The organism is Sulfitobacter sp. 1A12779, assembly GCF_043557315.1.
In the GTDB taxonomy this organism is placed as follows: domain Bacteria; phylum Pseudomonadota; class Alphaproteobacteria; order Rhodobacterales; family Rhodobacteraceae; genus Sulfitobacter; species Sulfitobacter faviae.
The window spans coordinates 118,737-142,526 of sequence record NZ_JBIFFU010000007.1 but is presented as its reverse complement, the minus strand read 5'-3'; the positions used below and the strand labels follow the sequence as shown (position 1 = coordinate 142,526).

At 62.9% G+C, this 23,790-nt stretch carries 11 protein-coding genes; 6 read left to right on the top strand and 5 right to left on the bottom strand.

What is annotated here, in order from left to right:
* Window positions 1-183: 183 nt before the first annotated feature.
* From ACGYLQ_RS10380 to ACGYLQ_RS10370, 3 genes are all read left to right on the top strand, one after another.
* On the top strand, window positions 184-792 hold the full coding sequence (locus ACGYLQ_RS10380; RefSeq protein WP_209218400.1) for a helix-turn-helix domain-containing protein: 609 nt from the start codon (window positions 184-186) through the stop codon (window positions 790-792).
* A 52-nt stretch (window positions 793-844) separates the two neighbouring features.
* Window positions 845-2,434 (top strand): ABC transporter substrate-binding protein, encoded by a 1,590-nt coding sequence (locus tag ACGYLQ_RS10375; RefSeq protein ID WP_394442812.1) that lies wholly within the window; start codon window positions 845-847, stop codon window positions 2,432-2,434.
* Window positions 2,435-2,522: 88 nt separating this feature from the next.
* Window positions 2,523-3,629 carry a M24 family metallopeptidase gene (locus tag ACGYLQ_RS10370; RefSeq protein ID WP_394442809.1) on the top strand — a complete coding sequence of 369 codons (1,107 nt, stop codon included), beginning with the start codon at window positions 2,523-2,525 and terminating at the stop codon, window positions 3,627-3,629.
* A 79-nt stretch (window positions 3,630-3,708) separates the two neighbouring features.
* On the opposite strand, the gene ACGYLQ_RS10365 is transcribed toward ACGYLQ_RS10370, so the two are convergent.
* The 5 genes from ACGYLQ_RS10365 to ACGYLQ_RS10345 all read right to left on the bottom strand — a co-directional run bounded on the left by ACGYLQ_RS10365 (window position 3,709) and on the right by ACGYLQ_RS10345 (window position 14,766).
* The gene (locus tag ACGYLQ_RS10365; protein WP_394410680.1) at window positions 3,709-4,437 is read right to left on the bottom strand and encodes a hypothetical protein; all 729 of its coding nucleotides are present in this window, start codon (window positions 4,435-4,437) and stop codon (window positions 3,709-3,711) included.
* A gap of 225 nt (window positions 4,438-4,662) precedes the next feature.
* On the bottom strand, window positions 4,663-10,404 hold the full coding sequence (locus tag ACGYLQ_RS10360; protein ID WP_394442806.1) for a hypothetical protein: 5,742 nt from the start codon (window positions 10,402-10,404) through the stop codon (window positions 4,663-4,665).
* 118 nt (window positions 10,405-10,522) lie between these two features.
* On the bottom strand, window positions 10,523-13,156 hold the full coding sequence (locus tag ACGYLQ_RS10355; RefSeq protein ID WP_394442803.1) for a beta strand repeat-containing protein: 2,634 nt from the start codon (window positions 13,154-13,156) through the stop codon (window positions 10,523-10,525).
* Window positions 13,157-13,214: 58 nt separating this feature from the next.
* The gene (locus ACGYLQ_RS10350) at window positions 13,215-13,727 is read right to left on the bottom strand and encodes a hypothetical protein (protein ID WP_067263978.1); all 513 of its coding nucleotides are present in this window, start codon (window positions 13,725-13,727) and stop codon (window positions 13,215-13,217) included.
* Window positions 13,728-14,145: 418 nt separating this feature from the next.
* Window positions 14,146-14,766 (bottom strand): response regulator transcription factor, encoded by a 621-nt coding sequence (locus ACGYLQ_RS10345; protein ID WP_067267389.1) that lies wholly within the window; start codon window positions 14,764-14,766, stop codon window positions 14,146-14,148.
* A gap of 251 nt (window positions 14,767-15,017) precedes the next feature.
* On the opposite strand from ACGYLQ_RS10345, the gene ACGYLQ_RS10340 reads away from it, so the two are divergent.
* From ACGYLQ_RS10340 to ACGYLQ_RS10330, 3 genes are all read left to right on the top strand, one after another.
* Window positions 15,018-15,500, top strand: coding sequence for a molybdopterin-dependent oxidoreductase (locus ACGYLQ_RS10340; protein WP_209218349.1), 483 nt, complete (start codon window positions 15,018-15,020; stop codon window positions 15,498-15,500).
* Window positions 15,501-15,524: 24 nt separating this feature from the next.
* On the top strand, window positions 15,525-18,113 hold the full coding sequence (locus ACGYLQ_RS10335) for an ATP-binding protein (RefSeq protein WP_394442800.1): 2,589 nt from the start codon (window positions 15,525-15,527) through the stop codon (window positions 18,111-18,113).
* Between the two features lie 530 nt (window positions 18,114-18,643).
* Window positions 18,644-23,755 (top strand): GEVED domain-containing protein, encoded by a 5,112-nt coding sequence (locus ACGYLQ_RS10330; RefSeq protein WP_394442797.1) that lies wholly within the window; start codon window positions 18,644-18,646, stop codon window positions 23,753-23,755.
* The last annotated feature ends 35 nt before the right edge of the window (window positions 23,756-23,790 follow it).

The following is a 23,790-nucleotide window of genomic DNA, read 5'->3' as shown; positions in this document are numbered from 1 at the left end:
TCCCTTCCTTCGCCGATGCCATTGATAAGCAAGCCATTTCCTGCGCCGACATGCGGCCTCAGGGTGCGGTGGCACCGTTCTGGATGCTTTGTGCATAAAACAAATTTCGCCATTTGCAAAAATTTTTTTGCCAGACAAAATAATTTTTTGTAACGTCGGCATAGAACAGGGGAGATGACCAAGATGCCGCGCGACAAAGCCAAGCCCGAGCCGAACCTCGGTGCCGCGATCCGCAAAAGGCGCAAGCAAATGCAGATGACGCTGCAAATGCTCTGCGACAAATCCGGTGTGTCGATGGGCTATCTCAGTCAGGTGGAGCGGGGCAATGCCACGCCGTCGCTCGGCACGTTGGCGCAGATCGCCGATGGATTGGATGTGGCTTTGGAGTATTTCATCGCCGCGCCGAAACCCTCGGACGGGCTGACCCGTGGCAATGAGCGCACGCAATTCGCGCTGGCCAATTCATCGCTGACCTATGAAAGCCTTGCCGCCACTTTCCCCGGCGCGGAACTGTCGAGCTATCTGCTTCACGTCCCGCCCGGCTACGAATCCGAGACGGTGAGCCATGAGGGCGAAGAGATGGTCTTTGTCCTTGAGGGAGAGATCGAGCAGACCCTCGACGGGCAGAAATTCCGCATGAGCGCGGGCGACTGTCTGCATTACAGCGGCCAGCTTCCCCATGCTTGGGCAAACCGAACCGACACGACTGCGCGTATCCTCTGGACCGGCACTTTGGCCGTGCTGAACCGGGCAGGGGCCATCGAGCTGCCTGAACTGATCAAGAAAGCCTAGGCGCGCTGGGCAAATGACATTCCAACTTCAACGATCCAACAAGGAGACAACCATGAGAACACTGAGATCAACCCTATTGGCAAGCGCGCTGGCGCTGCCCTTGGCGGCGCCGCTGGCCTTGGCCGATACGCCCGAGGGCGTGCTGGTGGTTGCGCAGAACATCGACGACATCGTGGCGCTCGACCCTGCGCAGGCCTATGAGTTCACCTCTGGCGAGCTGGTCACCAACCTTTACGACCGTCTGGTGCAATATGACGCCGAAGACACCACGGTGCTCGCACCCGGGCTGGCCTCTGACTGGGAAGCCGATGCCGAGGCCAAGACGATCACCTTCACCCTGCGCGACGGCGCGACTTTCGCCTCCGGCAACCCGGTGACTGTGGATGACGTGCTGTTCTCTTTCGCACGCGTGATCAAGCTGAACCTCACCCCGGCCTTCATCCTGACCCAATTGGGCTGGACTGCTGAGAACATCGACCAGATGGTCACCGCCGAGAGCAATACCGTCACCGTGAAATACGACGGCGATTTCTCCCCGGCGTTTGTGCTGAACGTGCTCGCCGCGCGCCCTGCCTCCATCGTCGACAGCGTGCTGGTGAAAGAGCATGAAGTCGACGGCGACATGGGCAATGCTTGGCTGAACGAAAACTCCGCCGGTTCCGGCCCCTTCAAGCTGGACCGCTATGCGCCCGCGCAGATGGTCCGGATGAGCGCGAATGAGGGCTATTTCAACGGCGCCCCCGAGATCGACAGCGTGATCATCCGCCATGTGGCCGAATCCGCCACCCAGCAGTTGCTGCTTGAGAAGGGCGATATCGACCTTGCGCGCAACCTGACGCCGGACCAGATCGCCTCGATCGACAACGCGGAGATCAAGGTCGAAACCTACCCGCAGGCGGCGGTGCATTTCCTGTCGTTCAACCAAAAGACGGAAAGCCTGACCCCGCCCGCCGTTTGGGAAGCCGCCCGCTATCTGGTGGATTACGAAGGCATGACCAATTCGATCATCAAAGGTCAAATGGACGTGCATCAGGCCTTCTGGCCCAAGGGCTTCCCCGGCTCGTTCGACGAGACGCCTTTCACCTACGATCCTGAAAAGGCGGAGCAAATCCTCGCCGATGCCGGGATCGAGACGCCGATCACCGTCTCGCTCGACGTGATCAACGCGGCGCCGTTCACCGACATGGCCCAGTCGCTTCAGGCGAGCTTTGCCGACGCGGGGATCAACTTCGAGATCCTGCCCGGCACCGGCAGTCAGGTCATCACCAAGTACCGTGAGCGCAGCCACGAGGCGATGTTGCTGTACTGGGGCCCCGATTTCATGGACCCGCATTCCAATGCCAAGGCTTTTGCCTATAACTCGGAAAACTCCGACGAGTCCTATGCCGCGACCACCACATGGCGCAACGCATGGGCCGTGCCGGAAGAGCTGAACAAGCAGACCATGGCGGCGCTGTCAGAGGCCGACCCGGAAAAGCGGCTCGAGATGTACCGCGACCTTCAGCAGAAGGTGCAAAAGGACTCGCCCATCGTGATCATGTTCCAAGCGGCCTATCAGGTCGCGATGGACGATGACGTGACCGGCTATGTGAACGGCGCGACATCGGATTTCGTCTTCTACCGGTTGGTGGAAAAGGGCTGATCCCGCTTCCCTGATCCCTGCGCGGGCCGGGGGCTCCCCTCGGCCCGCGCATCCCAATACCCCTTTTTGAATACCAAGGTCTTTGCCCATGTCCGCTTCCTCCCCCTTCTATACCCGCCTTGCCAACTTGCGTGCGCGCATGGCCGAGACGGGCACCGATCTTGTCGCCCTCGGCCCGTCGAGCCATATGGCCTGGCTATCTGGTGTGCACCCGCATGGCGACGAACGCCCGGTGATGCTCTTGGTCAGCGCCGATTACGCAGGGTTTCTGATGCCCGCCCTGAACGCCGCCGCCGCGCGCAAAGACACCGATCTGCCATTCCACGCATGGAGCGACGATCAGGGGCCGGAGGCCGCCTTGACCGAACTGCTCGACGCCTGCGGCGCTACGGCTCCGGGCCTGTCGGTGGTGCTGGATGAGACCATGCGTACCGATTTCGCCCTGCGGCTACTGGATGCGCTCGATCATCCGCGACGCCGCTTTACCGATGACACCGTCGGCCTGCTGCGCGCCAGCAAGGACAGCGAAGAATATGCCGCGATCAAAGCCGCGCACCTGCTGAACGACAGTGCCGTTCAGGCTGCTTTTGCCGCGTTGAAAGAAGGCATCACCGAGCGTGAGGTCGTGGCGCTGATTCAGGACCACTACAAAGCCAACGGCGCGCACCTTGAATTCTGCTCGGTCTGTTTCGGCGAATCCGGCGCTTTCCCGCATCACTACCCCGGCGATACGGCATTGGCGCAGGGCATGGCCGTGCTGATCGACACCGGCTGCCGGTTAGACGGCTACCCCTCCGACATGACCCGCAGCGGCTTTTTCGGCACGCCGGATGCCGAGTACGAGGAAGTTTTCGCCACGGTCGAGCGGGCGGTACAGGCCGCGCTTGATGCTGCCCGCCCCGGCGTCGCGGCGCGCGAGATTGACCGCGCCGCACGCGATGTGATCACGCAGGCGGGCTATGGCGAACACTTCCTGCACCGCACCGGCCATGGCCTTGGCATCGACATCCACGAGCCGCCCTATATCGCCGCGAATTCCGATGCGGTTCTGGCCGAAGGCAATGTCTTCTCAATCGAGCCGGGCATCTATTTGGAAGGCAAATTCGGCGTGCGTCTGGAAGAGATCGTGATCCTACGCGCCGATGGGCCTGAAATCTTCTCGGAAATGCCGCGCGAGATGCAGCGCCGCGGATAAAAAGGGGGCCAAAGCGGCGAAAATACGCGCGCTTTGGCCTGGAGGGAGACGGAGAGAGAGAAGAGAGTGGGGCGCGCGGTCAGGAGGTACCGCGTGCCGTGTTTTCAAAGATGCTTTTCATATGGCTGTCGAACTCGTTCCAAGTGATGACAGCCCGGTTGCCCGCATGGCCGTGATAATAGGACCGGCCCGTCGAAGTGGGCAGCCCGGCCCAGATGCGGGCGAGGTTTTCCATGAAACGATGGCGGCTGATCTTGCCCTTCATAAAGGGGGTGAATCCCGCATCTTCGAGCAATAGATCGGCCAGCAGGTCTTGGACCTGCGGGGTAAACCGGTCACTCTTGCTTAGCCCCGCTTCGGCGACGAGCGTTTTCAAAGTGTTGGGGATGAACTGGTAGCGCCCGATGGCATGGGGCTGGCCGGGGGTCGCCTTGATCCAGCGATAGATTTCGCCGATGGTCATGCTTGTGGGGCGCTTGGGCGGCTTGATCCGCGCCCCATGCTGCACCGCGTCATAGCCTTTCGCGCCCGCCTCGGCAGAGGCGATGACATGGCGCACCGCCGCCGATGGGCCGCCGCGCGGGGGCAGGGTCAGTTTGCGGCGGGCCTGAGCATGTTTGACAGGCGTCTGGATCATGGCCCGGTTGAGGTGGATCCGTGCATCCGAGGCGGAAGGCGACAGGGCGAAGTTCAGACCGGTCACGGCGATCTTGCGGCTGTCGAAGCGGGCGAAATCATTAGCATTTGCCGCGCCGGAGAGGGTGGCGGCGATCAGGCAAAAGGCAGTGCTGGCAGCGAGCTTTTTCATCGGAGTTTCCCATCGGGCTGGAGGTTTGCGTTGTCCCTGATCATGCGCCTCTAAAATCGATATTTCATTAATGCGGACAGCTAGTTAGCGTCTCGAAAGGATAGTCGGCCCGGCGCTTGGAATAGGCCGGGTCGACTTTGGAGCGACGCCGCGCTCTGAAAGAGAAATGAGCCACGTTCCAGATGCGCTTGGAACGTGGCTCTCCCTCGGGGCTGAGTCTCCCGGTCAGCTTCCGAGGAACTGTTCGAACTGGGTCCAGAGTGAGTTGTCCAACAGCAGGTTGAACCGGAAATAGAACCCTTCGTCATAGAGGCTGCTTTGCCCTGCCACCCGGCCACGGGCCTTGTTGTAGCCGAGCGCCAGCAGGACACCTTCGCGCGGGGTGAAGCCAAATTCGGCGCCGATCCCGTTGGAAGAATTGCCCTCGCTGTCCCACAGATGCGTGGCGTTGAGGCCGAGTTGGAAACGGTCGTCGCCGAATTCGTAGTTCAGACCGCCTTGGATCAACTGCGTGGTGGTATTGGCCCGCGCGCCGGCATTGGTGCCGATTTTCTGGTACTGGCCGGCATATTTGCCGTTGATCCGCAGGTCGGCGTCGATCTCGTAATTCGCGTCGATCGACCACAGATGCGTTTCCGTGCTGGCGTGTTTCTCTTCCAGCCGGTGCTCATACCAAGCCAGCACATCCAGGCGGGCGTTGTCCTTGGGGCGATAGGCGGCCCCGATACGGGTGCGCATGCGGCGGGAGTTCTCGCCCTCGCGGCGGTCGAGCGCGGCACGGCTGCGGGCCAGAACGGTCAGCTCAGGGGTGACATTGCCCGCGATGCCGAAGCTGGCGTAATGGGTCTTGCCGCTCTCTTCCCAAGTGGTTTCCAGCTCGGCATCGCCGACCCAGTCACCATCCGCCGATTCCCAGCTTGTGCCGATGGCGAAGGAGGTGAGCTCCCCGTCATTGGTCTCAAGGTTGCGCGAATGCTCAAGATCGGCGCGCAGATTGGTGCTTTCGTTGATGTCCCAATCGACCGACAGGCCCTGAACCATGGTGGTGTCGCTGGTGCCGCTGGCCTTGGTCATCTCGGTCCGGCCGGTGACCCATTCGTTCATCGTATAGGTGAAGCCATAGGCCGCGCGGGTGACCAGAGCGTCGCTGCCGAACTGAAGCTCGATCTCGTTATAGACGCGCCAGCCGTTCTTGGGCTCGTCGTAAAGGCCGAGGGTCAGTTCGGTGGGGGCGTCGCCGCTGAGCGGGGCGCGCAGCTTGGCCTCGATCACGGTGCCGGGGCGGGCCGCTGGGGTCCAATGTGCGCCGAGGATCAGGGCGGTGTCGGTCTCGCTGCCGCTGGCGGTGCGGTCCCGGCTATACTCAAGGCCGATCTCGCCGCGCAGGGTCTTGCTCAGATGCCGGGAATAGATCGCATCCACGGTCAGCCGCGTGCTGTCGTTGATCCGGTCGCGGGTGTATTCCGCGCCGAAGGCGATGTCGCTGCGCCGGTCGATTTCCTCGCCATAGCTCAGACGGACCTGGGTGGTGCCGGGACGGGCCAACCCCCCTTGCGCGTAGAAGTCGCGGCCGGTGTGGATCGCCTCGAAAGCGATGTGGCGGGTTTCGGTCTTGAGTTCATAGGACAGGCGCGCGGCGCTGTCCTTGTCGCCCATGGCGTTCTCCGACCGGGCCACCTCGGCTTCCCACAGTCCGCCTTGGCGGTCTTCGTGCTGCAGATAGGCCGAATGCATCCGCTGGCGGGCCGTGTTGCCCAGGGGGGCATCGGCATGGACCGCGCGGGCGCCGACGGAGGTCCGCTCGGACAGGGCATAGTTCACCTCACCGCCATAGAGCCAATAGGCTTCGGCGCCCTCGGCTTCGACCTCATAGGTCACGCGGATCGACACGGGGTTGCCGTCAAGGTCGAACTGGCGCACCGGGCTGTCGAAAGTGATGGTGTTGCGGAAGAAGTCGAGTAGATAGTCGGTGCCGCGCAGCAGGGGCGTGGCCGACAGGATATCGCCGCCGTCTTCGTCCCGCACGAGGATCTCCACCCGCTCGGACCCCTGCACATAGCCGCTCAGGTCAAGGTCATAGGGGCCAGAGACACCGCGCCCGCGGATTTCCTGAATCTGCTGCTCTTGCGCTGTCCGGGCGGCGAAGACGGTGACCGAGACGCGGTCGTTCTCCCAATGGCCTTTGGCGCCGGTGGCGACACGTTGCAGGCCACCGAGTTTCAGCGCGCTGGCCTCGGGCGCGATGGCGATATCGCCGTAGAGCACGTAGGAGCGGCCTTTCTCGACCTTCACGAAGAGGTTGGACGAAGATTGCGCATCGGCACCGCGTTCGGAATTGTCGCCGTAGACGGGGTAGTATTCCTCACCCCGGATGTCGCGGAAGAGGCTGTCTTCGGTGTCCCGGTCCGAGCTGTAGCGCAGGGTCAGCAGTGCATCGCCACGGATCACCCCTTTGAGGTAGAGCTCACCCCGGATCCCGGTTGTGGTGTCTTCGAAGGCGCTGATGCGATCCTCTTCGATGACATTGCCCGCATCTCCGCTCAGCGAAACCGCACCTTCGATCACACCGATCAGCACACGTTCGTTCAGGTCGGGAGTGAAGGTCACCCGCGCCTCGGCTTCGCCAAAGGAGGAGCGCACGGTGATCAGATCGGGGCCGGAAGCCTGCGGCGGGATCAGGTTGAAGGTCGCCTCGCCATTGTCGAGATAGGCCTGCACACCGGGCGCGCTGCTGCGGATGTCGGTCACGTCCCAAAGCGATCGGCGGGCGGCGAGGGTCACAGTGCCCGAGGCGGGCACCGGGCGGCCCCCGGCGTCAAGCACGCGGACCACGACCGGCACCACCGAAGCGGGATTGGCCGACGCGGTTTCCGGCATCAGGATCTCGATCCGGGCGGGTTTGCCGGGGGCGGTCAGGCGCAGCTCTTTGCGGACGCGTTCGATGCCGAAACCGTCACGACCCACCAGCGTCAGCACATTCTCGCCCGAGGCCAGTTTCACCGCCACATATTCCAGCGCCTGCACATTGTTTTTCGCCAGATTGGTGCGTTCGCCCACCCGGTCGCCGCCCAGCTCGCGCCCGTTCACCAGAAGCGACAGCGTGAGATCGGCCTTGCCCTTGATCCGGATGTTCTGTGTGGCGCGGGTGACGGCGGTGTCTTCGCCAAAGTCGACAAAGCCCGGCGCGCTATCGAGGTTCTGGATCATGCTGTCGAGCGATTGACGCTGGGCCGAGGCACGGGCCGCTTTCGCGACAGAGGAGGGTTCACGCCCGGCCTCTTCGCTTTGTGCCGCGATCATGCCGGGGGTCAGCTGGGTGGTGGTGGCGATGCCCGCCTCACCGCGCACGGAGCGGGTGCTGCTGCGCTGGCCGTCGATCGGCAGATCGGTTGCGTTCATACCGGGGGTCTGACGTTTCCCGGCGAAGTGGTCGCGGCGTTTGCCGACTTCCTCAAGCGCTTCGGGGGTACATTGGGCCACGGCAAAGTTCTCGGTCCGCAACTCGCCCTTCTTCAGCGGCACGATGCGCGAGCCACCCCGGCGCAGATCGTTGGTGCGGGTCACCTGCACCGCGGTTCCGGCGGGCAGAGTTTCGGGCTGCACGAGGAAGGCATGTGTCACCGGGCGCATGCCGTTGAGCGAATAGGCGCCATTGATATCGGTCACCACAAAGAGCCCTTCCTGGGTCACGATGCGCACGCCGGGAATGCCGGGCTCATCCTCAACGCGGTCGCGCAGACCGTTGCCGTTGCAATCCATGAAGACGGCGCCCAGCACGGTGCCTTGGCGTGCAAAGACACCGCCCGAATTGTCGAGCCGGACCATGGCGCGCGCGGTCTGCGATTGTTGCAGCGTCCCGGTGCCCGCTTGGCGGCCCGACAGGATGGCGGTGTTCTCGTTGCGGCCTTCGCGGGCGGCGGCAGAGAATTGCATCACATAGGACAGCTCATGGCTCGACAGCGGTTCAAGCATGCCCACGTCAAAGCGCAGATCGCCATTGCCGATCTCTTGCGGATCGTCCAGCGGCTCTCCGTTGAGGGTCACCGTGCCGGGCACGAAGTTCACACCATAGGCGGGCCGGTCGAGGATTTCGCCGCCGATCAGCGCTTGATGCATGTTGTTGGTGAAGCTCAGCGTGTAGGTGACGAATTCACCGTGACCCACGCGGTCGAGGTCGGCGGCTTTGTCCAGCGCCAGCGGCGTGCCATAATTCGGATCAACCGGGATGTCGGAGACGAACAATGCGCCGCCTGCGTGTCTGAACGCGCGGCCCCAACCGGCATCCATCACATTGCGGCCCATACCGGCATAGTCCAGACGCGCGGAGGGGAAGATCCATGCGGGCGCGTCCATCACGGCATAGCGGTAGTCGCCTTCGGGCATTTCGGAGAAGGTGAAAAAGCCGCGCTGGTCGGTCTGGGTGCGGGCCATTTCGTTGCCCGAACGGGCATCGACAAGCGCCACGGCCACGCCGTCAATCGGGGCGTTGGTGACGGAGTTGAACAGGAAGTTGCCGGGGTTGATCATCAGATCGTCCTCAAGCACCGCACTGTCGCAAGACGCCGTCGCGATGAAGCTATCGCCAAAGTCGGTGGCCATGACCTGATCCCCGGCAACGGCGGGCGACATCTGCGCCATCGGCAGGGCGGGGGTGAGGAAGACACCGGTGTTGGCCCCGGTCTCGGTCGCGATGATGGTTTCCACATCGCCGGTCAGCATGCTGCGGATGGTCACCGTCGTGCTGTCAACTTCGGTGCTGATGTTGCAGGCGCCCGAGGTGAGGCGCAGGCGGGTGTCGCTGCCCGGCGTGCCATAGGGCTGGTCCGCCCCGGTCTGGGGGTGTTCAAAGACCAAGGTGCCGACCGTCTCTGTATCGCGGTCATAGACCACGGTGTTGGAGGTCAGCAGCAGGGTGCTTTCTTGGTTGTTGTAAAAGGCCGAGGCGGTGTTCTGCACCTCTACCTTGCCCAAGTCGGCAGGCACGCGCACCGAGAAGCTGGGATCGGTCGCATGGCCGACGGCGTAGTCGCCCTCATGAAAGAAGGCCACCGCATCCACGTCATGGGAAAGCCCGGCCGGGGCGACGCTGACATAGTGGTGGTCAGGCGCGCCGCGCATGTGAACCAGCGCGGTCATGGTGCCCGAATCCTGCACCGCGTGGAACACGGTGTTCAGCGGGATCGCATCGCGCAGCAAGACACCGGTCCGGGGGGTGCCATCGATCACGATCGGCTGGCCTTCGATCTCGGGGTAGCCAAAGGCGTCACGCTCGGAATCGTTGCGCAGCCGCAGGGTGTAGGTGATCAGCGCGCCCTCGTCATTCTCGGCGACGACCTGCTCTTTCGAGACTTCGAGCCCGCCTTCCTCGACCCGCGAGACGCCCATGGCGTCTTCGGTCAGGCTTTGGCCATCCTCGGTTACGGCAGATGCGGTCAGCATGCTGGCGAATTGGGTGCTGACGGGGGTCTCGGCGGAGATGCGGAACTCATAGATCAGCTGCAGCCGCTCGCCCGCGGCCAGCATGAAGGGCGCGGACATGTCGAAGGCGCGGTCTTCGGTATCGATCAGGCCGTTGCCGTTCAGGTCAGGGAAAAGCGATTGGCGCGACATCATTCTGGCGCTGCCTTGCTCGCTGATGCTGACCGATGTGGAAAGCGGCACGTTGCCGCTGTTGATGACGTCGAAATGGTAGCGGCCAAAGGCACCACGGGTCAGCAGAAGGTCGGAGTAGCCGGTCACTTCCAGCCCTGGAACCGCGGCGACTTCGGCCCGTACCGGGTTCGAGAAGACGCGTTCCATGATGCCAAGGGAGGTGTTGAAATAGCTGACTTCTGCCACGTTGCGGATGAAAGACCCACCGGGGGCCGGGGCGGCGGTGGCGGTCTGGGGCAGAAGGCTCAGGCCCAGTGCGGAGGCGCTGATCAGGGCCAGAGCCGGGCGGGCTTTAGACATAAGGAAACTGCGCATCAGCTTGCTCCTGTTGCGATCCCTGGGAAGGGCGTGAAAAATGGGGGAGACGGAAACGGGGGGAGGAGGGGCGCCCCCGGGAGAGCATCGCTCAGCCCGGGGGCGCCCGAGAGGTCGCTTAGTCGTCGACCCGCACGGTGAACTCTACCCGGGCGAAGCCGCCGGGAAGGATGCTGCCATGCGTGCTCGATACGTTGGTCGAGGTGACGGTGGCCGTGCTGGTGCCCGGGAACAGGCTTTCAGGGCAGGCGCCGCCACAGTCCGTGATCGCGGTATAGGCCGGGGCCGCGTCCGTGATGATCACGTTGTCCGCCGCAGAGGCACCTGTGTTCTCGGCTTCGACCATGTAGCGGATGCACTGGCCGGGCTCGACATCAAGGCGCGTCTTGGTGAAGGTGCCCACGGTGCCATCGCAGCTCGCGTCGATGTACTGATATTTGCTCAGTGTGACATCGCCCGAGATGATGACCACGCGGTCTTCGACGGCGTTGTTGGTCTGGTCGATATCGGTCCCGACACCGTTCAACGTGTTGTTGATGGTGATGGTGCCGACTTCGGACACACCTTGGGTGGCTGTCGACGGCGTCTGCACACGGTAGATCAGCGAGATGCTGTCGCCCGGGGCAAGTCCGTTCACACCCGGCGAGACACCGTCGGTCAGGTCATCGAAGTTGTCGATCACCGGTTCGGACGGATCGATCACACCGTCGCCGTTCTGATCCCAGAAGATCGCGCCGGAGAAGTTGGTCAGACCCGATTGCGTGATCGACGCTTCGGTGATGGCCACGTTCCCTTCGTTCGAGATGGTGTGGAGGATGTCCACGATACCACCCGGCGAAGCCTGCGCGCTTTGGTCTTCGATGATCTTCACGTCATAGATTTCGTTGACCGTAACTTGGTTGACGATCCGGTCACCTTGACCCGAGACGGAAGAGACGACCGCGACGTCGACCAGCGTGTCACCCGGCAGGGCGCCATCGGCTGGCGTGATCACGGCGCGGATGGCCTGCGATGCGCCTGCGGGGATGGTGCCGGTGTTCGACACGATCGAGCCGTCGGGCAGTTGGAACTCAACCGTCCAGCCTGCGGGCAGGGCCTGATCCAGCGACAGGTTGAAGCTGTCCGAGGTGGGGCCGTTGTTCTCGACCAGCATCTCGAAGACAACCGGTGCGCCCGGGTCTGTCGACTGGGTGACCCATGGGTTGCCACCGTTCGTCGGTGCCGCGCCATCGCCTTCGGAGCCGACCACGGCGTTCTCAAGATCGACCGAGGCCGCAAGCACCGCGCCGGTGAATTCGGCGGTCGACACATCGCTGACGCCGGAGTTGTCCGAGGTCGTTGTGATGACGGCGGTGTAGTTGGTGGTGGCGGTCGGTGCGACATCGGTTGGCAATGTGGCGATCAAGGTCACCTTGGCGCTGTCACCGATACCCAAGGGTCCGACAGAGCCGACCACCGGTGTGATACCGTCGGCGCCCACAAAGCGGAAGGTGGTGCCAGCCGGGAAGTCGCCATTGGTCACGTCGAGGGTCAGGCTGTCCGGGGTGTTGGAGAGGTTGGTCAGCACGAATTCCTGACGGATTGTGCCGCCCTGATAGACATCGCCGGATTCCGTGACGACATCGTTGTTGGCCGCGTCATCGTCGGTGGCCGAGGCAATCGCCGGGTTGGCCGTGCCGTTGGAGTTGATCGCCGTATCAGCAACCGCAACCGCATATTGGTTGTCGACGGTGACAGAGGCGGTGTTCGATGGCGGGAAGGCCACGCCGTCAACGTCCTGGGTCGCCACGTTGGTAATGATGCCCGCGTTGGCGGTATCCGCGATCACGGCACGGAAGGTCACCTCACCCGAGCGGCCAGAGCCGACAGAGGAGATCAGGAAGTTGACGTTCTGCGCGTCGTCATAGTCCCAAGCGATGGTCTCGCCAGAGCCGTTTGTCGTGTCGACCACAGTGGAGCCGTTGTTATCGTCCAGCGGTGTGGCGGAGTCAGACCAACGGGCCGAGCCGGGCACATAGGTCAGGCGGCCATCAAGCACGTCCTGCACAGAGTAGTTGTTGGCCGCGGCCAGACCGGTGCTGGAGTAGGTCAGCGTGATCGTTACCGTATCGCCTGCGTCGATGATATTGGGGTTGCCGCCCGAAGCCGGGTCCGCGGTCATCGATTTGACCAACTCGACAATCGCGTCGTTGGAGATTGTCAGCGTGTCTGTGTTGGTGCTCAGCACGGTGCCGTCGAGGGTCGAGGCCGCCGTCACGGTGATCGTGTCGGAACCGGTGGCCGTGGAGGCGACGGAGGCTTCGATCACGATGCCGAACTGCTCACCGGGGGCGAGGGTCGGGGTCTCGGTCAGCGGGGTGGCGCTATCGGCCACGCCGTCCATGTCGGCGTCGGGGTAGAAGACCAACTGCGAGGTGTCGAGCGTGCCGCTGTTGGTCTCAACCGCGGTCAGTGCGAAGGCATCCGGGCCGTTACCATCGTTGGTGATGATGTGCGGCAGAAACGCCTTACCGCCGGGGGCGATGGTTTCGGTGTTGTCGGAGGTCAGGGTGACGCCGGCAACTTGCTGAACGACTGTCTCAACGGTGTTGGAGGTTACCGTGATCGTGTCGCCCGCGGCGTTGGTATAGGTCGCCACGGCTTGGTTGCCGATGACAGAGCCCGCTTCGGGTGCCGCGAAAGCGACAGTGCCGATCACGGCGGTCAGAGCAACGGCGCTTACGGAGCGCAGGAAGGTTGTTTGGTGTTTCACGTTAATATTCCCTAGTTCTATAGTAGTTGGAGAGAGAGTGGAGAGAGAGGCGCCGGGATTAGTTCAGGCGCACGCGGTAGCTGTTGAAGGCGGAATCGCCTGCTTCGAGCGGTTCGGAGAGGGTCCAGCGCACGGCGGCGACAGCCTCTTCAGGGAGCGGCTCTTCGGTCATGTTGCCATCGGCATCGACGACCTTGCGGATGGCAGGAACAGTGGACCATTCCAGCCCTTCCTGTTCGGGGTCCATCTCGGCCTGGACTTCAAAGACCGCGGCGACAGAGGTCACTTCGGCACCCAATGTGATAGAGACGCCCTCAGGGACCGGCGCGGCGATGACGAGCCCTTCCATGGCGCCGTCGGTCATGTTCTGGTGACGCAGCTCATAAGAGATGACTTCGCCCGGGCGGACCGTCTCACGCTCAACGAGGACTTCCTCGCCCTCGGCATTGGTTTCCACCACGCGGAAGGAGAATTCGCTCGTGAGCGCGTCGGCGGCAGCCGCGAAACCAGCGAGCGACAAAGCCGTGCTCGTGATGAGTGTCTTGGATAATTGGGAGATATGGATACGCATCTAGTAGTTCCCTTGTTGGCCGGTGAAGAGCCGGCGATTGCAATGAACGGACACGCTCATTGCGTTGTCCTGTTCTCATCTTCGGGGAACTGGATACCGATATCATCTGAGCGAACGGTTAACTCGCTGAGCCTGTGGTCAGGCGCTTAGCCAAAAGGACAGGTGGCCCTATCAGGTCGCGCCGCGGCCTATCATTTGGCGCGGAAATGGGGCCGGGCGCGGGCTCCGCAGATGGTTAATTTTGCCAGAGAAAATGCGGCTTCCGAATCTTTGATTCGTCGCGGGCCGCTATAGGCCGAACGCAAAAACGCCCGCGCGGGGCGGGCGATCATGGTTTACGCTCAGGGGGAAATCGGGGGGCGCTACAGCGCACGCGCTGGGCCGATGCCGGGGGTGGTTCAGGGGTGTGAAACGGGCCTCAAACGAAGCCCGCGTCGCGCGCAATGATCGCCGCATCGGTACGATTCTTTGCGTCCAGTTTTCGGCAAAGTGTTTTGACATGCAGTTTGATCGTCACTTCCTGCAGATCGAGGTCGCGGGCGATCTCTTTGTTGGACTGCGCGTTCATCAATCCGCGCAGCACTTGGCGCTCCCGCTCGGACAGGGATTTCTCGAAATCCGTCTCTTCGGGATTGTCCTTGCCCGACATGAAAGTGACCGGGGCATAGGTCTCTCCCGCCGCCATGAAACGCACCGCGTTGACCAGTGACTTGGCGGGCAGCGTCTTGGGCAGAAAGCCGATCGCCCCCATTTCGAGCGCCTGTTCGGCAATCAGCCGGGTGGCGGTGCCGGAGATCAGCCCGACCGGGCGGCCCTCGTTGATATCGAGAACGGTTTGCAGACCCTGCAAGCCTTTCATGCCGGGCATCGTATAATCCAGCAGCACCAGGTCGTAGGGCGGCTCTGATTTGATCTTGTCCAGCGCTCCGGCCAGATCGCTCGCCGCTTCGGTGACGGTGGCCCCATCCGCATCAAGAAACATGGCGATGGTCTCTCGGACCATGTCGTGATCATCGGCAATTAAAATACGCAAAGACATAATAGATCTCCTGAAGCCAAAATGGCCGGCGTTCTCTAATTGGTAGAGTGTGCCCGTTTCAAAAGAAAGATGAAAGCCCAAGGGGAAAGGGGGGCAAAGGCATGCGCCGCTATCCTTTGGTATGGCAATGCGGGCCGCGCGGGGGCAGGCGCACCTATCCTTTGGTATAGGGGGGATGCGCTTCTGCGCCTTCGCGCCTGTCATTCGGGCAGGGTATGGTCAGGTCACAACGCCAGATAAGGAAATTTGACATGACCTTTCAGTACCTCAGCAAGACCATCACCGCGGCCGCCCTCTCTCTGGGCCTTGCGTCGGCGGTTGCCGCCCAAGACGAAGAGGCCGTGCTCGAAGTGACGCTGGCCGAGGAAACCCACAGCTTCACCCTCTCAGATCTCAAATCAATGCCTGTCTCCAGCTTTGAGACGACGACGATCTGGACCGATGGCACGCAGGCATTCGAAGGCGTGTCGTTGAAAGACCTCTTTGAGACGCTGAACGTCGAAGAGGGCACCATCACCGCGACGGCGATCAATGACTACGCGGTGGAAATCCCGATGTCCGACGCGGTCGAAGACGGGCCGATCATCGCCTACCATACCAATGGCGAGGAGATGTCGCGCCGGGACAAGGGGCCGCTTTGGGTGGTCTACCCCTATGACAGCGACATCGCCTATCAGACGGAACTGGTCTACAGCCGGTCGATCTGGCAGCTTGACCGAATTAGTGTCGAGTAACTGACAATGGCGCAGAGGGCTTGGATGAACGACGCAGGAAAATTCGGGCCCGCGCGCGCAAGAAGCCGACAGGTCTTGATGCTTATCCTCGTGCTGGGGATGAGCATCGCCGCCTATCTGGCCTATAACGTCTGGGACCGGATTCAAGCGCTCGACAGCGCGCAGCAAGACCACGCTGAATGGGTCTTTACGCAGATCGAGATCGAATTCCTCAAGACCGACCGCGCCTTGGCTGAGGCGAAATCCGCCACGCCCGAAGCGTTGGACGAGTTCCGCAAAAGGTTCGACATCTTCTATAGCCGCGTTCTGTTGGCCGAACGGGTGCGCAACAACGCAAAGGCCAAACCGAAAATTCGTGAGTTGCGGGCCCTGCTGGACGGGTTCCTGCCTGCGATTGACGGATCCGACGCCGAACTGATCGCGGCTTTGGACGATATCGACGCCATGTTGCGCAGCATCGAAGACGTGCCCCGCGAGATTGCCCTCGCCTCCATCGCCATTGCCAGCGAGCTGTCCCAGAACGAACGCCATGAGATCGTGCGGCTGATCGAGGTGATGGCGGCAATCGTCTTGATCGTCACCCTTGCCTTGGTCGGGGCGGTCTACCGCCTCTCGCGGCAGGCCAGCCGGTTGAACCGCACATCGCAACTGGTCGAAGAAAACCACCTGCGTCTTGCGACCACCCTTCAGGCATCGCTCGACGCCATCGTCGTCATCAATGAGCGGGGGGAGATCGAAGATTTCAACGGCTCCGCCGAAGAGATCTTTGGCATCACCCATGAGGCGGCGAAGGGCAGGGACTATATCAGCCTCTTGATCCCCCCGGCTGACCGCAGGATGCACCGCGAGCGGCTTGAGAGGTTCCGCATCACCGGCGAGACCGAAGTCGCCGACAAGGGCCGCCGCGAGTTTGAGATGATCGACCACGCCGGGCGCATTTTCCCGGTTGAGATGTCCGTGTCGCAATCGCCGATGGGGCAGGGGTCGCTCTTTATCGCCTATATTCGGGACATCACCGAAAAGCGCCTCCGCGAGGCAGAGATCATCGCCGCGCGGGATGAAGCCCTTGACGCCTATCAGGAAAAATCGCGTTTCTTCGCCATGATGAGCCATGAGATGCGCACGCCGCTCAATGGTGTGATCTCGGCCCTGCAACTGCTGCAAGATGACCGGCTTGATGATGAGCAAAAGCGCTATCTCGATGCGGCGATGACCTCGGGCGAGATTTTGTTGGGCCACATCAATGATGTGCTGGCCATTGAGCGCAGTGAGGCGGGAACCTATGAACAGGTGCGTCAGACCTGTGATATGACCGTGCTGATGGCGGGAATCATCAACACGATGGACCCTCTGGCCGAGGCCGGGGGCACCCGGCTGCATCTTGATCTGACCCAGCTAGACGACAAGGCCATCGTCACAGACCCGCGGGCGATCCAGCAGATTCTGGTCAACCTTTTAAGCAACGCGATCAAGTTCAGCCCCGGCGGCGATGTGACCCTGCGCGGGTGGTTCGCGAAATCCGCGGGCGAGGGGGAAGCGTTCCATTTGCAGGTAGAAGACGACGGCTCCGGCATTCCGGCGGGGGATATCGACCGTATTTTTGAAGATTTCGTCTCGCTCGACAGCCGCTATGAGCGCCGCACCGGGGGCACCGGCCTGGGGCTGGGGATCGTGCGCCGTCTGGTCAAACGTCTGGGGGGTGACATCACCTGCGAATCGACCGTGGGGGAGGGGACATGTTTCACCCTGCGCCTGCCGGTAGAGCTTGCCGATTTGGCCGAGATCGACAGCGATGCGGCCCCCGACCCGCAAAAGCGCGCCGAACCCGCGGCGGCTCAGCGGCTAAACCTTCTGCTGGTGGACGACAATGAGATCAACCGCGAGCTGATCAAGGCGATGCTTGAGAAGATTGGCCATGACGTCACCCTCGCCACCGGCGGGCGCGAGGCGATCGAACTGGCCGGAGATGCGCCCTTCGATGCGATCCTGATGGATATCTCCATGCCCGAGGTGAATGGCATTCAGGCGACCAAGGCGATTCTTTCTGGCGAGGGCCCCAACCGCGAAACGCCGATCATCGCCGTGACCGCCCATGCCATGCCGAAAGAACGGGCGGAGTTCAGCGCCGTCGGAATGTCGGGGTTCATGCAAAAGCCGCTGGATATGAAGGTGCTGCGCGCCAAGCTGCGCGAGCTTTCGGGGCGCGCGGTAATGCCCGAACAGGCTCTGCCCGAGCGTTTGGCCAGCGCCCAGTCATCGGTACAGGCGAAATCCGCGAAACGGCCCCTGTTGAACGAACAACAAATCGCAGATCTGCTTGACCTGCTGGGCGCGGAGAAACTGCGCGAGCGGGTGGAAAAGCTCGACCAACAAGTCGCGACCGATTTGCCCGTCCTGATGGCAGCCGATGCTCTGCCTGACCTACAGGCCCGCGCCCATGCCATGGCCGGGATGTGCGGCATGCTCGGCGCCGACCGGTTGCACGGGCTACTCAAAGAGATCGAGACCGCCTGCAAGACCGACAAGGGCGAAGAGGCCCGCGCGCTGGCTGAGGCATTGCCCGCCACCTGTAACGCGACGCTGGCAGCGATGAAGGCGCAGCTTGACCTGTGACAAATCTGCTTGGGCGGAGCGGCGGAAACCTATCCTTAAGACTAGTCCGATTATACCCCCGCCCAGATGCAACGATGCGAGGCGCGACCTATAGTTAGTTATGCCCGCCGATAGACGGGTCTGCACGAAGGCGTCATTGACCAGACCAATGACCGCGTCCCAAGCTGGCAACCGGTTCATTTCGACCGTTTCGCCTGAAAATATGCTTCACGACGCGGGCCTTCTCGGGAGCTGCTGCCCGTTCCCCTACCCCAGGGAGCGGCTCCCTGATAGCCTTGCAGCGATGCGCCCCACCGGTTTTCCCCGTCCCTCCCCTCGGGGGGAAGGCCGGGGGCGCATTTGGCGATCTAGCCAGAGCTGTTTCACCTATCCGTAAGTATATCGCGCTATCCGCAGCGGCATCTGCATTGACCGGACGCACCTTCGCTTTGAGACCGACAATTCGCGATAAAGGTCCGGTAGATATTTGTTCGTATTCTCGCTGGGGGCCTCGTTGCGCGGGCTCTCCGGTTCGGACCGAAAGGTGAATTGTGAAACGTCTCTCTAACCGAAAAGCGCTGCGCGCTGTCTCCCTCGCCGTTTGCGCCACGCTTGCCGTCTCCTCCTCTCCCGCGGATGCCGGGGATTTCTCGATCGATTGGTCCACTTTCGATTGGCCCGCAGGCTTTGCCGGGCCTTTGTTGCGGACCCTGTCGGACCAATATGGTTTCGAGATCGACACAACGGTCGAGATCACCGGCAATCTGCGCTCCTATAGCACCGATGCGCAGGGCAATCCGATCTTCACGCCCGACGATGTGAGCGTTCTGGGCGGCGGTGTCGATTCGCTTGTCATCGTGGGCGATGCCGCGCCGAATGCGGGGCGGCGCGGCGATGACCGGATCACCGCCAGCGTCTCGGCCAGTTCCGGCGGCGTCGCGTTTCAGGTCGACAACCTTACCGTCGACATCCTCGACATCGACCCCACCGACAATCACAGCACCGGGGACCGCTGCGATTTCGTGACCGCCTTTGGTGATAACGGCAACCCAAGCATCACCACATTGGGGCCGGCGCCCACTGTCGTGGTCGGCCCCGGGCCGGGCTCCGGCGACACCGGCCTGCTGAACGGGAACGAGGCGCAATGTCTGTTTATCGACGGCAGCGCCTTCCTCTCTCCCGGCTCGGGCGATGATACCAATGGGTCGATCCGGCTGAGCTATCCCAATGCGACCTCTAGGATCGAGATTTGGTACGACGAAAGTATTGGTGAGGTCCGCAGCTACTACAATCCGGCGACCCTGCCCTATGATGCGGGGGCGCGGGGGATCGGTATCTTCGCCGATGTGAACTTTACCACCGAACAGACCATCAGCCTTGCACGTTTCACCAGCCCGCTCTCCGCGCTTCAGGGCACGACGGTCACCTTTATCTATGAGGTGACCAATACAGGGGAGCTGCCCTTCAACCCGAACCAAGACGTGGTGATCGAAGACAGTCTTGTCGGCACGGTCACTTGCCCGGCCATCACCGCACCGGTGGCCCCGGGCGGCAAGGTGACCTGTACGGCGGAATATACCGTGACGGCGGCGGATGCCCTTTCAGGCGCGGTCGACAGCACCGCCACGGCGGGGATCGGCGCGATTGGCACGCCTTTCGTGTCGCGCCTGCAGTCCAATCCGCAAAACGCCAGCATCGTCGCCAATGTCCTGTCCACCGACACCGGCCCGCAAACCTGTACGCCGCGGTCGGTTTTCGCGCAGCCGCGCACGCAGTTGGCAGGGGCGGGCAGCGCGGCGGCGCTGACGACCTCGGACATCTTCGTCTTCGACAATGTCACCACCGACATCAATGGCAACGATCTGGATGTCGTGTTCCAAGCGACCCAGATCAGCAACGCCACTGCGGTCAGTATCGACGGCTCTCTCGAAGCGCGGATGACGCCCGCTGACAACGGTTTCGTCACCTACCGTCTGCGCCTTGTCGAAGACGGCAGCGCCACCCCCTCCAACCCCCAAGGGCGGGCGGTTGAACAGAGCCGTATCAATGGTGTGATCGTTCAGCAGACCGATGTGGACAGCCGCGGGACATCGGATGACAGTTCGGATGTGGTCGGCCCGCTGCTCGCGCCCGATGGCATTTCCTATTTCCACACCGCCCCGCTCGCCGGTTTTCCCGCCGGGGGGCAGGCGATCACGATGGACCCCGCCAAGGTGGGTGACCCGACCAATTGGACGGAAGAGCCGAACGAGACTGGCTTCGACAACTATGCCACCTATGAATACGGCACCTTCACCGGGGGGGAGTTCATCCACGGCTATACCGGCAGTTCGCTGAACAACGCGCAGCGCGGCTCGTCGATCCGGCTTTGCGCGGTTGCGAATACCTCGGCCAGCGTGGTGGCGGGCGACGATGACTATACCGCGACGCCGCTCAACAGCCTGCTTGGCGGCACGGCGGGAGAGGTCATGTCCAACGACACGATCAACGGGCTGCCCGCCGCCTTCCCCACCGCGACGCTTGCGGTGCTGACCGAAGCCGTACCCCAGAACAGCGGTGATCCGGTCCCCGTGCTGGAAACCCAAGGCGCCGATGCGGGCCGGGTGATCGTCCCGCCGGGGGTGCCCTCGGGAACCTATCTGATCGACTATGAGCTTTGCGACAGCATTGACCCCACGCAATGCGACCGGGCGCAGGTCACGGTCGCGGTCTTTGACGGGCTCGGGGTCGACTTTGGCGATGCGCCGATCTCTTACCTGACCGCCTCGCATGGGGTCAGCGATACGCCGCAGGTCTATCTTGGCGACGTGCCGCCCGATATCGAACTGGTGGCCCAGTCCGATGCCTCGGCCACGGCGGACGACCTGTTGGACAGCAATGACGAAGACGCGGTGGTCTTTCCGGTGATGACCCAAGGGATGATCAGCACGCTCAACATTCCGGTCAAAGGGGCGGGCTACCTTCAGGCGTGGATCGACTTTAACGGCGACGGGGTCTTCGAAGGGTCATTTGGCGAAAACATCGCCCGCGACCTGCGTGACGACGGCACAGGCTTTGACGATGTGGCGGGCGACGGCGTGATCCAGATCGACGTGACCGTGCCCAGCGATGCCACCACCTCCACCACCTTCGCACGGTTCCGCTACTCCTCCGAAGCCGGGCTGCCGGTGGCGAGCTTTGCCGTCGATGGCGAGATCGAGGATTACTCCCTCATCATCGCGGCCGCCGATCTGGTGGACCGGGGTGACGCGCCTGCCAGCTATGGTGAGCCGCGCCATATCATCGTGCCGGACATCTACCTTGGCGGTGGCCTCCCCGATTCCAAGACCGAGAGCATGTTCAGCGCCAATGCCGATGGCGACGACCTCGACGGGATCGACGACGAGGATTCCATTGCCGAGTTCCCGGTGCTTGAGGCGGGCACCATCGTGCCGCTGACCATTCAGACCCATGAGACCCTCAGCGTGCAACTGGCCCTAGGCCTGCCGGTGACCGAAGGCATCACCAATCTTCAGCTCTGGATTGACTTCAACCAGAACAATGTCTTCGACCCGACCGAACAGGTGGCGATCAACTTTCGCGACGGCGGCTTGGGCGATACCGATGGCGCGTTCAACAACCAGATCAGCCTGAACATTCCCGTGCCGGTCGATGTGGGCAATGGCACCACCTATGCCCGCATCCGCTGGTCGACCTCTAGCGCGCTGACCCAAGACCCCTTCAGCGGTCTGAACTTCGACGGGGAAGTTGAGGATTACCTCGTGACCCTCGTCAATCTGTTGCCGCAGGGCCGAATCGGCGGGACGCTTTATGAGGACGCCGACAGTTCCGGCAGCCGCGACGGGGCCGAAGCCACGCTGCCCGCGGGCATCACCGTGACGCTTTTCGACGATGCTGGCACGCCCGCCGACCGGGCCGATGATACGCAGGTGGCGGTGACCGAAACCGATGCGGCGGGGGCCTATTCCTTCAGCAACCTCGACCCGGCGCGCGCCTATCTGGTCGAAGTGGATGAGGCCGACCCTGAGATACCGGCGGGCCTCACCCTGACCACCGGAAACCCAATCGCGAGCCTTGCCGTCGATGCGGGCAGCGGCAGCCCGGTAAGTTCTGATTTCGGTTTTGAAACCCTGCCGACTGAGGCCGATCTGGCCCTGACCCAAACCATCCTACGTGCGGCGGACGCCAGCCCCGCGACAGAGGCCACGGTGGGGGAGGCGCTCGACCTCGTGCTGACCGTGACCAACACCGGCCCCGGCAGCCCCTCGGATGTGCGGGTGCTCGATCTCATCCCCGATGGCTTCGCCTATGTCTCGGACGATGCGGCGGCGCAGGGCGATAGCTATGATGCTTCGACCGGTCTGTGGCTGCTTGGCGACGTGCCCTCGGGCAGCAGCCACAGCCTGACCATCCGCGTCACGATGCAGAGCGAAGGCGCCACGGAAAATCAGGCAGAGATCATCGGCGCGTCGCTTCCTGACCCCGACAGCGACCCCGGCACCGGCGCGTTGGTGGATGACCTCGGCGATGGGTTGGCCGATGATGACGAGGCGCTCGCCCGCGTGGCCCGGCGCGCCAACGGTCCGGTGCTTTCTGGCGTGGTGTTCTTTGACATCGGCGCGGGGACCGACGCCTATGACGGGGCACAGCAGACTGGCGAGTCGGGAACGGATCGCGCCGTGATCGAGATATTGGACGCAGACGGCGCTTTGTTGGTCAGGCCCGATCTGGCGGCGGACGGCACATGGCGCGCGGCCTTGCCTGAGGGGTATAGCGGCGCGGTCACCGTGGTGGCCCAGCCCGGCGCGGGTCTGCTCAACGTGTCCGAGGGCGGCGCGGCCTTGCCCGGTGTGGTGAACGGCGATCCCCATGACGGGCGCTTCACCTTCACCCCCGCGGCGGGCACCGCCTACGCCGGGCTCGACTTCGGCCTGATCGAAGCGGCGCGGCTGAACCAATCGCAGGACAAGACGATCCGGGCCGGACAGGTCTTGGCGCTGCGGCATGAATATATCGCCGCGGCCCCGGGAAGCGTGACCTTCAGCGTCACCGCCGAAGCCTTGGCGCCCGAAGGGGCCTTCTCGACCGCGCTTTACGAGGATACGGATTGCGACGGCACGCCAGACCAAGCGATCACCGGGGCGCTGCCCACCAATGCGGGCGGGCTGATCTGTGTCCTTGCACGGGTCACCGCCTCGGGCGCGGCAACGCAGGGATCGACCTATCGCTTCGATCTGGTCGCCGACATCAGCTATGGGTCCAGCGGCCTCGCCCAGCGAAACGTCAACACCGACCGGCTGGTGGTTGAGGCGGCGCAGGGCACGTTGAAACTGACCAAAACCGTCCGTAACGTGACGCGCGGCACGCCCGAAGGGGTGAGCAACGGCGCCGCTGCCGGGGATGTGTTGGAATACCGCATCTATGTCGAAACCGTGGGCACCGTGCCCGCGCGCGACATCGTCGTCTACGACAAGACGCCGCCCTACACGGCTTTGGCCGCGGCGGTGCCCAGCCCGGTCACGCTGGCCGATGGGGTGACCTGCACCTTGGACGCGCCATTGGCGAATGCGCCGGGCTATGAGGGGGCGTTGCGCTGGTCCTGTACCGGTGCGCTGCAACCGGGCGCGCAGGGCTTCGTCGCCTTTGAGGTCAGCATTCAATAACCACAGCCGGGGCCGCTTCGCAGGCGGCCCCGGCA